The sequence below is a fragment of the Streptomyces sp. NPDC055103 genome (assembly GCF_053607625.1).
In genome coordinates this window covers 122907-136017 of sequence record NZ_JBSGTX010000012.1, presented here as the reverse complement: position 1 = coordinate 136017, position 13111 = coordinate 122907, and the positions used below count along the sequence as shown (strand labels likewise).

Below are 13111 nucleotides of genomic sequence, written 5' to 3'. Positions count from 1 at the left end.
CGCCTGGCCAAGCTCCGCTGGCGCATCGAACACGACTACCGCGAGATGAAACAGGCCCTGGGCCTGGCCCACTTCGAGGGCCGCACCTGGGGCGGCTGGCACCACCACGTCACCCTCGTCTCCGTCGCGCACGCCTTCTGCACCCTGCAACGACTGGCCAGAGCCCCAAAAGACACGGCGCCGGCCTGAGCCTCTACCGCGTCGTCCGCGAGCTACAGACCCTCCTCGCGACATGGACCGGCGCCTGCCCCACCTGCCACCGCGACATACCAAGCACCAAACCAACCTGACCAAGCACTACTAGTGCTCTGACCGGGAAGGTTCACCGGGTTGGTCGGTTCACGCGCGGTTCGCTTAGCATCTGCGTCCATGTCCGAATCCGAGCATGTCCTTGACTGGTTGCAGAGCTGGTACGCCTCACAGTGCGATGGCGACTGGGAACACGAATGGGGCGTGAAGATCGAGACGCTCGACAACCCGGGCTGGGCCGTCAAGATTGATCTTGAGGAGACGGACTTGGCGGACCGGGAGTATCCCCAACAGCGGGTCACTCGGGGTGAGCACGACTGGGTGATGGCCCGGACGGCCGAGAGGGAGTTTCGTATCGCGTGTGGACCCGGCAACCTGACCGAGGCCCTCACGCTGTTTCGGGTCTGGGCGACGGTGAGTGTCCCGTAAGTGATGTGACTGGCGAGGCCGTCACGCTGCGAGCGCGGGTCGGCCGCCCCATCGGATGCTCTTCTCGCTGCGAATGCGAGCGCGTTCGCGTCGTTGGGCGGCGAGGACGTCGGGGTGGCGGGCGTTCTTGTTCCGCCAGCGCAGGTAGGCGTGCAGGGCCTGGGTCTGGACGGTGTGGTTGGGGTGGTTCGAGTTGGCGAGGGTGAACTGTCGCAGCGGTCCGAAGTGGGCCTCGATGGGGTTCGCCCAGGAGGCGTAGGTCGGGGTGAAGCACAGCTCGACCTTGTTCTTGACCGCCCACCGTTTCATCCGCCAGTTCGTGTGGGCGGAGAGGTTGTCGAGGATCACGTAGATCGGGGCGCCGTCTGGACGGGCCGCCCGGATCGTCCTCAAGGGGGTCTGTCAATCGAACGGCTCTGGCTCACTTTCGGTGGTAGCGGAGAGTGATGTCATCCCGGGAGGATGCGGTGGCGGAGGATCGGGAACCCGGCGCGGCCGTACATCTGTCGCTTGATCAGCTTGGTCTTGTTGTTAACGCCCTCGGTTCCACCATTGTGGTGTGGGAGCGTGAAGGCGGCGATCACGGCGTCGCGGTCCCGCTCCAGGCCTCGGGTGAAAGCGTGCAGATGGGGCAGGTCGGCTGCGCGGACCTCGGCGATCCAGTGCTCGAGAGCGTCGGCGTTTCCTGGGTCAGGCACCAAGAGCTGGGCGAAATCGGATGCGGGCGGCGAGCTGGGTCATCTCGGGGCAGGCGGCGGTGAGCCGGGCCAGGAGGTCTTGATGCTCGGCCTTGAGGCCGTCGGGCCTGCTGAGCAGCATCCGGGCGAGTCGGCGCGGAGAGATGTGGCTGCGGTCGGAATCCGCACGGCCTTGGTTGATGCACTTGCGCAGGAGGTTGCGACAGCCCGTGAACCCGAGGGTCTTGATCACCTCGAAGAGGTGCAGGACGGGGACGGCGGGATCTTCGGCGCGGCGTTTGCGCAGGTGCTCACGGTAGGGGTCGACAAGACTGGAACGGTACTTGGGAACGCGGAGCATCCGCTCGGGCTGATCGGCGCGGGCGTAGCGTTTGACGGTGTTCAGTGCCAGTTGTAGACGGCGGGCGCATTCGAGCAGGCCTACGCCTTGGTCGAGCAGGGCGTGGACCTGGTGCCAGCGCTCGAGGGTGGTCTGTGCGCGGGGCCCGTCGTGCAGGGGTGCGTCCAGCACTGTGGCCCAGCAGCTGCTGTGGGCCTTGACCTCGCTCAGAGCGGCCTCGCACAGGTTGTTCCACAAATGCCAGCGGTCGGCGACCTGCACGGCGTCGGGCAGGGCGCGATGGATGGCTTCGGCGTAGGTCGTCGAGCCGTCGCGGCACACGACCTCGACGCCCGGATGCTCGCGCAGCCACGCCTCCAGGGTGTCGGCCGTGCGGTCGGGCAGCACATCGATCCGCTCGTGGGTTTCGGCATCGATCAGCACGGTGGCATAGCGGTGACGCCGGCGCAGAGCGAAGTCATCGACACCGATCACACGGGGCACCCGCGACCTGGGCAGCGGGATACGCAGCAGGGCGCGCAGGGCGGTGTGACGCGACAGGCGCATGGCCAGGGCCGCCAGCAGACGTGCACCCGCCCGGCCCGCTAACTCCTTCACCACGGCCCTGACCTGCCTGGTCAATCGTGCGGTGCGGCGTTGATATCGCTCCAGCACCCCGGGCATTTGCTCGCGGAAGGTGTGGCGGCAGCCGAGCGTGGGACACACCAGACGCCGCACCCGTACACGAACCACCACTCGCCGCCCGTCCACCGCCACATCGGCCACCGTCCGCAGGTGATGGCCGTGCAATCGGCCGGACGGCGCCTCGCAGTTCGGGCACGGCACCGGGTCCTGCGGTGTACGTGCCCGCACCAGGACCAACCCGCCCTCGTCCACAACGTCTTCGATGACCAGCGGGGACAGTCCCGAAAACACCACGTCTACAAGCTCGTTGATGTCACACACGCCATACCAACGACCCGCCAGCACGCTGCGTCACCACCGAAAGTGAGACAGAGCCGTTCGTTTTACAGACCCCGTGAGCCACGGAGCCGCACGAGCAACTGCGGAACGCCGGATGGCATCCGTCGAACCACCCAGCCTGGACGACCTGGCGCTCCCCGAACCGCACCATCGCTTTCGAGCACAGCCCCCACGCCACCGACGACCGGTGGACCTTGTACGGGAGCAAAGACCTCAACCAGGCGGCATGGGCCATCCGCCTGTCCGCCGGGGTCGCCCACGACGCCCTCTCCCAACTCGCCGACACTGCCGCTGAGCTCGCCGGTCCTCCGCCCGCCCCGCAACACGGAACGCCCCGCGCCTCCCGGCCTCCCGCCGCGATTCCCCAGCGACAGGGTCGCGTCCGCTGATCACGCCTCATACGGCCGGTCCGGGGAGCCGACGCCCTGCCCTGCGCGGGACACGCTCCGCGTCAACGCCCGTCACCCGGTGTCCGGCCTGGCACGATGCCTCTCATGCAGCAGCTGCCTCCCTCCTGTCCCGCCCATCTGCTCGCGTTCGAGTCGGTCACCGGCAGGACGAACACCGGTTCCCGCAGGCCCAGAGCCGCCGCCCGCGGACATCGAACGGCCGCGTGATGATGGACGGCGAGGAGTCGGAGCAGGCGTCTCTTCCCGACCTGCGGCTGCGGCTGGATGCCCAGCTGGACGCGATCGCCGGAAAGCTGCGGGACCTGGCGAAGGCCAAGGACCGGTTGCAGGGCCTGCTCGACGCGGTCCTGGCCCTGAGCCGGGAAGAGGACCTGCCGGCGGTGCTGCAGCGGTTCGTCACCACCGCCATGGACCTGACCGGCGCCCGCTACGGGGCGCTGGGCGTGCTGGACGAGTCCGGCGAGGAGTTGGAGCAGTTCATCACCGCCGGACTGTCCGAGTCCGAGCGCGCCGACCTGTCCGGAACCGACTTCCCCCGCGGGCGCGGTGTTCTCGGGCATCTGATCCGCAACCCCCGGCCGCTGCGGGTCGACGACATCGCCTCCCACCCGGCCTCCGTCGGGTTCCCGCCCGGCCACCCGCCGATGCGCACGCTGCTGGGGGTCGCCATCAGTGTGCGGGGCACGATCTACGGCGACCTGTACCTGTCCGAGCGCCGTGACGGCCTCCCCTTCGACCGCGAGGACGAGGACATCGTCGTCACTCTGGCCGGCGCCGCCGGCATCGCGATCGAGAACATGCGGCTGCTCGACCAGGTCCGCGACAGCGCCGAGCACTTCCAGCGGCTCCTGCTGCCCACCCTGCCCGACCTGCACCCGTTCACCAGCGCCGCCGTCTACCGCCCCGCCCCCACACCCGGCCACCTCGGCGGCGACTGGTACGACGCCATCTGGCTGCCCGACAACGCCTGCGCCGTCGTCATCGGCGACGTCGTCGGCCACGACCTGCACGCCGCCGCGGCCATGGCCCAGACCCGCAGCATGCTCCGCGCACTGCTCTACGACCGCCTCACCCCGCCCAGCTCCGTACTGCACCAGCTCGACCGCACCCTGCACGCCATCACCGACCTGCCCGTCACCACCGCGTGCCTCGCCCGCATCGAACCGGCACGAGACGGCTGGACCCTGCACTGGAGTACCGCAGGCCACCTCCCCCCGCTCCTGATCACCCCCGACCGGCAGACGCGATACCTGCACGCCGAACCCGGCCTGCCCCTCGCCGTGAACACCGAAGAGCCCCGCCCCGACCACACCCACCCCTTGCTGCCAGGAGCCACCGCGGTCTTCTACACCGACGGACTCGTCGAACACCCCGCCCACCCCATCGACGACGGCCTGGACCGACTCGCCGAACTCGCCATCGCCTACATCGGCCTGCCCCTGCAGGACTTCGTCGACGCCCTGGCCGACCACCACCCCAGCGACGGCCACGACGACATGGCCATCCTCGCCCTCCGCACCCCGCACACGTGAAAGCGCGAGCGCTCGGGCACTCCATGGTGCGCTTCAGGGTGCCTCCGAAAGCTCCGCTCATCGCGTCCTCCTCGCTGATCTGGAGAGTCCTCGGTGGGTGATCTCCACCTTGCAGAAGCCCCGGCCGGTAGGGACATCGGGGACGAGCACCTCAAGGCGGCAGGCCGTCCCTACCTTGGTCGACTCACCAAGGCCGCCCATGGCGACCACCGTCCCGGACGCTCGTAGACCATGACCGCCACACCCTCGGTGATGTCGTCGAAACCGAACGCCCCCAAGGGCTGACGGGTTCCCGCACGAGGTAGGCGCCTTCGTCACTTCGCTGAACCTGGTGCGAGAAGTCCCCGCGTGATGGGCGCATGTTGCCAGCTTCGGCGGTCCACCTTGGGGAGGCCCTTCTCGTCCGCCGACACGCCGTCACCGTCGTGTACGCGGCCGGGCCTGTCGGCGTCCACATGCGGCAGAGGGCAGCCACGCTTACGCTCCTGAGAGGGCCCGAGAGTTCCGCGCCGTTAGAACGCCGCGCGAGGTGCGCGGCTTCCTCAAGGGAGGCCTGACCGTGCTCTACGTCATGACCATGCGATGGCAGCCAGGACTCACCCGCGAACAGCGCGACGCCATCCTGATTCGGCGCGCGCAGTGGCAATACCCGAGCGGAATCAACGTCCGCGGCGAGTACTGGACAGCCTCCGAGGACGCGGCGATCGTCGTGATCTTCGAAGCCGATGACTTCGCGCCCATCCTGGACATCGGCCTGACATGGGGGGACGGTTTCCAGGTGGTGACCCATCCCGCGGTCACCGCCGAGGAAGGACTGCGGATCGGACCGTCCGTCCTCGAGCAGCGGCGAGCGTGAGAGCAGGACGCGCTCACCTGATCACGTGGACCTCCACTCGCGTGGTCCGGTCATCGACGGGGTGGCCGTGCATGAAGCCTCTCGCTGTGCGATAGCGGCCGGTGCCGCCGGTGATGGCGGCTTCGAAGTCCCCGGCCGGCACGGCCCTGGTGACACCTCCCACCTGTCCGGCGGCAACGGGAAACAAGCCCTGGAAGGCGATGTCCCCGTCGGGCAGGGCGGAGGTGATGGTGCACTGGGCATCGCCGGTACCGTCCGGGCGGGTGGCGGACACGGTGCACACCCCGCCGTTGTGTCCGATCTTGACGTCGTTCCGGAAGAGGTCCTCGGACAGGATCAGCGTCGCGCCTTGCACGAACCCCTCCGGCCCCTGGTAACTCGCCTGGACGATCCTCGACGTGACATGGAGGACCTCCTCTCGCGGCGGATGGTCTCCCGCAGAAGCCGTTCCGGCCGGGGGCGCCTCCGCAGCCTGAACGGGAGCAACGGCCGAGAACACCATGGCCAGGCCGGCCGCGAGGGACCGGCCGCGCATCGCAACACAGCGCATTCTTTCGAACTCCTCAGGGTGGATGCAGGGTTCCTGCGTCGGGGGGGGCAGTCACAGATCACCACACCGTCCGCCCACCCGTCGCATCAAAGGCCGCAGACGGGTGAGGTCCTCCGTCGAGGGGATCGGGACGAGGACGCGAGACGGACGGAGCCGCCAGGTGGCCTCACTGGGGAGACCGACTGAGTAGCGCGGGACGGGCCGCGAGCGGACCCTGGGAGCATGGAAGAGGTTCTCGCGTATGTCGCCGCCGGCTTGGTCGGTCTGTGGGGGGTTTCGCACGCGATCCCGACCCGCGCCGTCGTCAGCGGATTCGGGGAGATCTCCACGGACAACCGCCGGATCCTGGTCCAGGAATGGCTGGCCGAGGCGGTGACCATGTGGTCCTTCGCCGCATTGGTCATCGTCGTCACCGCAGTCGGCGGTGGGACGTCCACCGCCGACTGGGCATACCGTGTCATCGCCGGAGCGCTGCTCGTCCTCGCGGTGCTCACGGCCTTCACCGGCGCCCGCACGAGCGTCATCTGGTTCAAGATCTGTCCCGTGCTGCTGACCTGCTCGGCAGTGCTCCTGCTGATCGCCGGCCTCGCCTGAACATGGCTCTGGCCCATGAAGCACACGTCATCTCCCGAGGATCTGGTCCGAGCGGCGCGGGCCGCAGGGGTCACGGACGAACGGCTGCTCAAGGCTGTCCGGGTCACCCCGAGGGCGGAGTTCGTGCCCGCCGAGCACAGGGCATCCGCTTACCGGGACACGCCCGTACCTCTCCCCCACGACCAGGTGACCACCCAGCCCTCACTGGTCGCCATGATGGTGTCCGCACTCGGCCTCACCGGCAGCGAACGCGTCCTGGAGATCGGCACCGGCTACGGCTGGCAGACCGCGCTACTGGCCCGCCTCGCCGCGTACGTGGTCAGCATCGAACGCCGGCCGGATCTGGTCGAGGAGGCCCGCCGCCGACTCGCCGCGCAGGGCGTCGAGAACGCCACGGTCGTCCTCGGCGACGGAACCCTCGGAGTGCCGGACCGTGCTCCGTACGACGCCGTCATCGTCTGCGCGGCCTTCCCCGAGGTACCGGAGCCGCTGGTCGCGCAGCTGCGGACCGGTGGCCGGCTCGTCCAGCCCATCGGCCCGGGCGGACGGGAACACGTAGAGCTGTACGAGCGGCAAGCCCACGGCCTGATGTACCGCGCGACGGTCACGCGTGCGTACTTCGTCCGCCTGTACGGTGCCCATGGCTACGATCAGCGCTGACACGTACCGACCACGTTCCCTGCCCTTTGACCGTACGGTGCACGGCATCGACGATCGGCCGGCCGTACGAAATGAGCGGGCTCGGCGCTCCGCAGCCCCCCGCGCACGTCGGCCAGGTCCCCTACAGCGGGCCGATAGTCCCACGCTCCTTGGGCGGGCGCCGGTGAATCGTGCGGTTGTCATTGACGAAGCCGGGACCGACGGGGGCTCCCGGACGACAGCCCGCAGCGGTCCGGCGGCCCGGCACGCCGGGGTCGGGGCTCTGAACACCGGATACAGGGCGGTGCAGGTCGGCCCGGGCCGGGCCGGGCGGGGCCGAGCGGGTCGGCATGCGGGTGACCTCGCCCTGCCCCAGCATGGGAAGTGAGTCGTCTCCCTGTCCGCGGAGGTGGGCGCGATGACGCAAGGTCATGTCCAGCCGACGGCACGCCGAGCCCGGATGGGCCCGACCGCCCAGGTACCACGATGAGTTCCCCCGAGCCGCCGACCCCGGGCACGCGGAGCGAGGCCGCCAGGCCGTCAGTGCTCACCCTGACGATCAACCCCACCGTCGACCTCGCCTGGGAGGTCGGGCACCTGACAGCCGTCGGCAAGAACCGCGCCCGGGTCAGGTCTGTGGCCGCCGGGGGCGGAGGGATCAACGTCGCCCGTGGTGTCGTACGGCTCGGAGGACGGGCCACCGCCGTCCACACCGCCGGAGGCGAGGTCGGCCTACGCCTCAACCGGCTGCTGGACGAAGAAGGCGTCGACCATGTCGCCGTCGACATCGAGGACGAGACCCGCGAAGCACTCGTGCTGTTCGAGACCGAAAGGCGCCACAGCTACCACATCGTGCCGCCCGGCCCACGACTGAGCGAATACGACGGGCTGCGGTGCCTCGACGCCCTGGAGCGGGCCGCCGGCGACTGCCCGTACGTCGTGGCCAGCGGCAGCCTGCCAGACGGCCTGCCCGCCGACTTCTACGCAAGCGTCGCCCGCCGCATCAAGGAAGCCGGATCCCAGCTGATCCTGGACACCTCCGGGCCGGCACTCAACGGAGCACTCGCGCAAGGCGTCTACCTCCTCAGATGCAACCGGACAGAGGCCGCGAGCCTGACCGGCCGGGACATCCTCAGCCTCGACGACGCCCGAGCCGTCAACGAGCACCTGCTCACCACAGGAGCCGCGCAAGTCGCCGTCACCACGGTGGGAGCGCTGGGCGCGGTGTGCTCAACCGGCCACGGACATACCGAACTGCACGCGCCACCGCTGCCCGGCGAGCCGTTGAGCGATGCCGGGGCAGGAGACGGCATGGTGGCCGCCATCGCCACACGGCTGACCGCCGGCGACGACCCCGTCAGCGCCTGCGCCCTGGGGGTGGCCGTGGCTGCCGCAGCGATGCTCACCCCCAGCACCGAGCCCTTCGACCCAGAACTGGCCCGATCGCTCCGGCCCGAGGTGAAGAGCAGGTTCCAGGCGCATGCGTGAGAACTCGCGTGCTGTGAGTGCCGCGCCTGCCCCCTCAGTGAGGCTCATTGAGCTTCTTCGAGTTGGCCACCGATCGGGTGATGGGCCGTGAAGCGCAAAGAGCGAGGCCCCGGGGCTGTTGATCGAGACGTCTGACGTCTCCATCACGTTGCTCGGGGGCCTCGTTGGTCATCCATCCTGCCGCAATTGACCTGCCGCATGCGCTCGTGGAGTGGGCCACCCGCGCGGTCGCCGACCTGCACGCCGAACGATCACCGGGTCCGCTCATGACGCTGCGCGAGCACGATCCCGACTTCATCCTGCTCGACGGCACCCTCGCCGAGTGCGACCGGGTCGGCGACGGCCGGGCCACTACGCCCACAAACACCGGCGCCACGGCGTGAACATGCGGGTCGTCACCGACCCCGGCGGCCGGCTGCTGTGCCTCTCGCCCGCCCTGCCGGGCCGCACGCACGACCTGACCGCCGCCGGAACCTCACGCACAGTCGCGGCCAGGGGGGCCGCGTGGCTTGCGTTCGCGCCCGTCGTAGCGGTGGACCGCGCCCCGACGGGTTTTCCCCGTCGCGAGACCGGCCCGTCCATGACGCGGTGCGTCGTGGACGGGCCTGGTCCGGTGCGTGTGGGGCTCAGGTCATCCGGCGATACGGATGTCCGGGTGCTTGTCGAGCTGTTCCCGGACCTTCGCGTGAGCCTCCGGGGCGACGTACCTCAGCCTGGAAGACACGGCGGCAGCCGTGGTCACGTTGCTGCAGCCGACGACGCTCCCCGGTGGGAAGCAGTTGTCCGGCGTGTTGTTCTCGACCGTGGTGTTGGAGAGGGTCACCGCCCCGCCGAGGTAGGTCGCCACGTAGATGCCGCCCCCCTGGTAGCTGGCCGCGTTGTCGGTCACGCGGCTGTTCGTGAGCAGCACGGTGCCGCGCGCCGCCTGAATGCCGCCCCCGAAGTTGCCGGTGTTCGAGACGATCCTGGTGCCGGTGGCCCGCAGCGAGTTCCAGTTGATGATGCCGCCGCCCTCGGGGCTGCTGTTGCCCTGGACCCTCGTGGCGTTCAGGGTCATGCTGCTCTGGCAGTTGTTGTTGAGTCCGCCGCCGTTCTCGGCGGAGTTACGGGAGACCGTGACGTTGTTCAGCGTCGCACTGTCGCCGCAGTTGAGGATGCCGCCGCCCAGGTACCCGGTGTTGTCTGTCAGAGCGCCGCGTTGCATGGAGAGCGTTCCCTCGTTGCTGACGGCGCCGCCGAACCCGTACTGCGTTCGGGTGTCCCTCACCGTGACCTGCGTCATGGAGAGGGTGCCCTCGTTGAAGATCCCCGCTCCGGACACGGCCTCGGTCTGGCCGCCTGTGAGGGTGACCTGGTTGAGGGTGAGCCGGCCCGTCGGCCCCACGTGCAGGATGCGGAACTCGGCGCTGGACGAGCGGCGGATGGTGACGCCGACGCCGGTGATGGTGTAGGTGCCGGTGACCTCAGGCAGGCCGTCCACGCCCGAGTAGGCGTCGGTGAGCGTGTACGTACAGTTCCGCGCGAGGGACAGGCTGGCACCGCTGCTGTTCGACGCGATGATCGCGTCCCGCAGGGCGGTCACGTTGCAGGGGACGGCGGCCCTGGGCTCAGCCTGGGCCGGGATCGCGGGCAGCACCACCAGGGACAATCCGAGACCGAGCGCAGCAGCGATGCCGCGAGTACGCATGGAGGGCTTCATGGGCGGGATTCCTTGTCTGTCGTCGAGCCGACACATTCGAAGCTCACAGTGATCGTGTCGCAACGCACAGTGGCGACCGCGCTGCGATGTCATTGGTACCTCGGGCCAATGCGCCCGGCACGTCGAAGCCCTCGTTCGGCCGACCTCCGCCTGGCCGAGCGCTTCCAATTGCCCCGGCCCTTGGACCGAGGCGTTCGCCCCAGCAGCCGAAGACAACGGCCCGGAGAGCCGCGGTCCCGGCAGGCCCGGCGCCGGGCTGACGGCGACGTCGGCACACGAAGGCTGCTGATCACTACGGCCGGCTGGCGGCTCGGTAGGGGACCGTCGTTCGGTGTAACTCCCGATCACGGAGGATGCCTCGATGACCAGTGAGAACGCGACCGAGGCCGAGCCCGTCGAGCCGTCCGAGCCGCAGCCGGCGAAGGCGGTGGATGACCGCCTGATCGACGAGCTGGTGTCCCGGGCCCAGGCCGAGGGCTTGCAGCTGACGGGCGAGGGCGGGTTGCTCCAGCAGCTGACGAAGCGGCTGCTGGAGTCTGCGTCGGAGGGCGAGATCACCGACCACCTCGGCTATGACATGCACGATCCGGCGAACTCCCGCAACGGCACCCGGTCGAAGACCGTGCTGACCGATGTCGGGCCGGTGGAGACATCCGTGCCGCCTGACCGGGACGGGTCGTTCGAGCCGAAGATCGTCAAGAAGCGGCAGAGACGCCTGACCGGCGTGGATGAGATGGTCATCTCCCTGTCGGCGAAGGGCCTGACCACCGGCGAGGCCCAGGCCCACCTTGCCGAGGCCTATGGCACCGAGGTCTCCCGCCAGACGATCTCCACGATCACCGACAAGGTCCTCGACGGAATGGCCGAGTGGCAGAACCGGCCCCTCGCCCCGGTCTGTCCGGTGGGATTGACAGACCCAATCGTCGCCCAGCAGGCGCTGGGGCTTCGTCGGCGAGCCCGAGCCTGGAGGTCGCCCAGGCGGCGATACCTTGGATCCTCCCCGCGGCGCGGTCGCGGTCGTCAGCCCGGCGCAATGGCCGGAGGCGGTATTTCGTCCTCGTCTCACAGCACGACAGGGCCTCGACCGCCGTCATGGTCGGCTCGGAGCGGCTGCCGCGGAGGAAGAGGTGATGTCCAGTGGCCGGTCTCGGGGCAGGCCGAGGTGTCCTGCGTCGCAAACCCATCGAGCTCATCGAGGAGACCGACGCCACCGAGGGCACGCGGCTGGAACGGGCCCTGGGGTTGTGGCAGCTCACCGCGCTCGGCCTTGGCGGGATCATCGGTGCGGGCATCTTCGCGCTCGCGGGCGCGGTCGCCAGGGACACGGCCGGCCCGGCGGTCGTGGTGTCGTTCCTCATCGCGGGCGTGGCCAGCGCCGCCGCTGCACTCTCGTACGCGGAGTTCGCCGGACTGATCCCCAGGGCGGGTTCGGCTTACACGTACGCGTACACGGTGCTCGGCGAACTCCCGGGCTGGTTCATCGGCTGGGATCTACTGCTCGAGTACACGGCGATCGTGGCTGTCGTCTCCATCGGCATCTCCGGATACTTCGCCTTCCTGGTCGGCGAGGCGGGCGTCGAACTGCCGGCGTGGATGCTGGGAGCGCCCGGCACAGGTGCCGGGCACCGGGTCGACCTGTTCGCCGCCCTGCTGTGCCTGCTCATCGCGTACCTGCTGAATCTCGGGATCAGGAGGGCGGCACGCTTCGAGACCACCGTGGTGGTGCTGAAGGTCCTGGTGGTCCTGCTCGTCATCGGCGTCGGCGCCTTCCACATCGACACCGCGAACTACCACCCGTTCTTCCCGTTCGGGGTCAGCGGAGCGTTCACCGGAGCCGCGACGGTCTTCTTCGCCGTGTTCGGGTACGACGCCATGAGCACGGCGGCCGAGGAGTCCCGCGATGCCCGACGTCACATGCCGAAGGCGATCATCCTCTCGCTGTCCCTCTCGATGGTGCTCTACGTGGCGGCCTGCATGGTGCTGACCGGCATGCAGAACTACCAGGACATCGACCCGGAGAGCGGGTTCTCGACAGCGTTCAAGTCCGTCGGACTCGACGGCATCGCCGACGTCATCGCGGTCGGTGCGATCATCGGCATCCTCACCGTGATGTTCACCTTCATGCTGGGCGTCACCCGCGTGTGGTTCGCGATGAGCCGCGACGGGCTGCTGCCGAAATGGTTCGCCAAGACCCATCCCACACGGCACGTGCCCACGCGCGTGACCTGGATCGTCGGAGCGGTGTCGGCGGTCATCGCCGGTTTTCTGCCGATCACCGCGGCAGCCGAACTGACTAACATCGGCATCCTGCTGGCATTCGTCGTGGTGTGCGTGGCGGTCATCGTGCTGCGCCACCGGCAGCCCGACCTGCCGCGCACCTTCCGCACGCCCGGGACGCCGGTGGTGCCGGCGATCGGGGTCGCCTTCTCACTGTGGCTCATCACCTTCCTGCACTGGCAGACATGGGTGCGCTTCGCCGTGTGGTTCGTGATCGGACTGGGCGTGTACTTCGGATACTCCTATCGCCGGTCGGAACTGGCCCGCCGGTAGGGAGAAGCCCTGCATGGCCATCCCCCGCACGCTGCAGCGCGCGGGGAAGGGCGTCACCACAGAGGTGTGCGACGAGCCGCGGTTCGCCGTCGGTTTCGCTCCGGCGATGCAGGC

At 69.1% G+C, this 13111-nt stretch carries 9 protein-coding genes and 5 pseudogenes; 10 read left to right on the top strand and 4 right to left on the bottom strand.

The genetic code is table 11. The features are described from left to right. Together ACWFR1_RS10960 and ACWFR1_RS10955 are read left to right on the top strand one after the other, a co-directional pair. Positions 1-189 (top strand): annotated as a pseudogene (locus ACWFR1_RS10960) (IS701 family transposase); the annotation flags it as partial. A gap of 180 nt (positions 190-369) precedes the next feature. Continuing rightward, positions 370-678, top strand: a complete 309-nt coding sequence (locus ACWFR1_RS10955) for an immunity 53 family protein (protein ID WP_453548997.1) — start codon at positions 370-372, stop codon at positions 676-678. Positions 679-699: 21 nt separating this feature from the next. On the opposite strand, the pseudogene ACWFR1_RS10950 reads toward ACWFR1_RS10955, so the two are convergent. Together ACWFR1_RS10950 and ACWFR1_RS10945 are read right to left on the bottom strand one after the other, a co-directional pair. Then, positions 700-1071: pseudogene (locus ACWFR1_RS10950) on the bottom strand (transposase); the annotation flags it as partial. A 56-nt stretch (positions 1072-1127) separates the two neighbouring features. After that, a pseudogene (locus ACWFR1_RS10945) lies at positions 1128-2661 on the bottom strand (ISL3 family transposase). Between the two features lie 637 nt (positions 2662-3298). On the opposite strand from ACWFR1_RS10945, the gene ACWFR1_RS10940 reads away from it, so the two are divergent. Then, positions 3299-4621 (top strand): PP2C family protein-serine/threonine phosphatase, encoded by a 1323-nt coding sequence (locus ACWFR1_RS10940; protein ID WP_453549008.1) that lies wholly within the window; start codon positions 3299-3301, stop codon positions 4619-4621. A gap of 559 nt (positions 4622-5180) precedes the next feature. Further along, positions 5181-5477, top strand: a complete 297-nt coding sequence (locus tag ACWFR1_RS10935; RefSeq protein WP_453548995.1) for a DUF3303 domain-containing protein — start codon at positions 5181-5183, stop codon at positions 5475-5477. Between the two features lie 13 nt (positions 5478-5490). On the opposite strand, the gene ACWFR1_RS10930 is transcribed toward ACWFR1_RS10935, so the two are convergent. Then, the gene (locus tag ACWFR1_RS10930) at positions 5491-6027 is read right to left on the bottom strand and encodes an allene oxide cyclase barrel-like domain-containing protein (RefSeq protein ID WP_453548992.1); all 537 of its coding nucleotides are present in this window, start codon (positions 6025-6027) and stop codon (positions 5491-5493) included. Positions 6028-6249: 222 nt separating this feature from the next. Here ACWFR1_RS10930 and ACWFR1_RS10925 point away from each other — a divergent pair, with 222 nt between their 5' ends. The 4 genes and pseudogenes from ACWFR1_RS10925 to ACWFR1_RS10910 all read left to right on the top strand — a co-directional run. Then, positions 6250-6621: a hypothetical protein gene (locus ACWFR1_RS10925; RefSeq protein WP_453548989.1), complete on the top strand. Its 372-nt coding sequence runs from the start codon at positions 6250-6252 to the stop codon at positions 6619-6621. Positions 6622-6636: 15 nt separating this feature from the next. Next, positions 6637-7281 carry a protein-L-isoaspartate(D-aspartate) O-methyltransferase gene (locus ACWFR1_RS10920; RefSeq protein WP_453548987.1) on the top strand — a complete coding sequence of 215 codons (645 nt, stop codon included), beginning with the start codon at positions 6637-6639 and terminating at the stop codon, positions 7279-7281. Positions 7282-7746: 465 nt separating this feature from the next. After that, positions 7747-8748, top strand: coding sequence for a 1-phosphofructokinase family hexose kinase (locus ACWFR1_RS10915; RefSeq protein ID WP_453548984.1), 1002 nt, complete (start codon positions 7747-7749; stop codon positions 8746-8748). A 164-nt stretch (positions 8749-8912) separates the two neighbouring features. Continuing rightward, positions 8913-9235 (top strand): annotated as a pseudogene (locus ACWFR1_RS10910) (transposase family protein); the annotation flags it as partial. A gap of 144 nt (positions 9236-9379) precedes the next feature. On the opposite strand, the gene ACWFR1_RS10905 reads toward ACWFR1_RS10910, so the two are convergent. Next, positions 9380-10447, bottom strand: a complete 1068-nt coding sequence (locus tag ACWFR1_RS10905) for a hypothetical protein (RefSeq protein WP_453548982.1) — start codon at positions 10445-10447, stop codon at positions 9380-9382. A gap of 361 nt (positions 10448-10808) precedes the next feature. Between ACWFR1_RS10905 and ACWFR1_RS10900 the strand changes: the two are divergent. Both ACWFR1_RS10900 and ACWFR1_RS10895 read left to right on the top strand, forming a co-directional pair. Further along, positions 10809-11363, top strand: a pseudogene (locus ACWFR1_RS10900) (transposase); the annotation flags it as partial. 221 nt (positions 11364-11584) lie between these two features. Continuing rightward, the gene (locus tag ACWFR1_RS10895) at positions 11585-12997 is read left to right on the top strand and encodes an amino acid permease (RefSeq protein WP_453548980.1); all 1413 of its coding nucleotides are present in this window, start codon (positions 11585-11587) and stop codon (positions 12995-12997) included. The last annotated feature ends 114 nt before the right edge of the window (positions 12998-13111 follow it).

Excerpts from the sequence above, each read along its gene's own strand:
- ACWFR1_RS10955 (WP_453548997.1), top strand. The coding sequence starts at position 370 with ATGTCCGAATCCGAGCATGTCCTTGACTGGTTGCAGAGCTGGTACGCC.
- ACWFR1_RS10940 (WP_453549008.1), top strand. The coding sequence starts at position 3,299 with ATGGACGGCGAGGAGTCGGAGCAGGCGTCTCTTCCCGACCTGCGGCTG.
- ACWFR1_RS10930 (WP_453548992.1), bottom strand. The coding sequence starts at position 6,027 with ATGCGCTGTGTTGCGATGCGCGGCCGGTCCCTCGCGGCCGGCCTGGCC.
- ACWFR1_RS10925 (WP_453548989.1), top strand. The coding sequence starts at position 6,250 with ATGGAAGAGGTTCTCGCGTATGTCGCCGCCGGCTTGGTCGGTCTGTGG.
- ACWFR1_RS10920 (WP_453548987.1), top strand. The coding sequence starts at position 6,637 with ATGAAGCACACGTCATCTCCCGAGGATCTGGTCCGAGCGGCGCGGGCC.
- ACWFR1_RS10915 (WP_453548984.1), top strand. The coding sequence starts at position 7,747 with ATGAGTTCCCCCGAGCCGCCGACCCCGGGCACGCGGAGCGAGGCCGCC.
- ACWFR1_RS10905 (WP_453548982.1), bottom strand. The coding sequence starts at position 10,447 with ATGAAGCCCTCCATGCGTACTCGCGGCATCGCTGCTGCGCTCGGTCTC.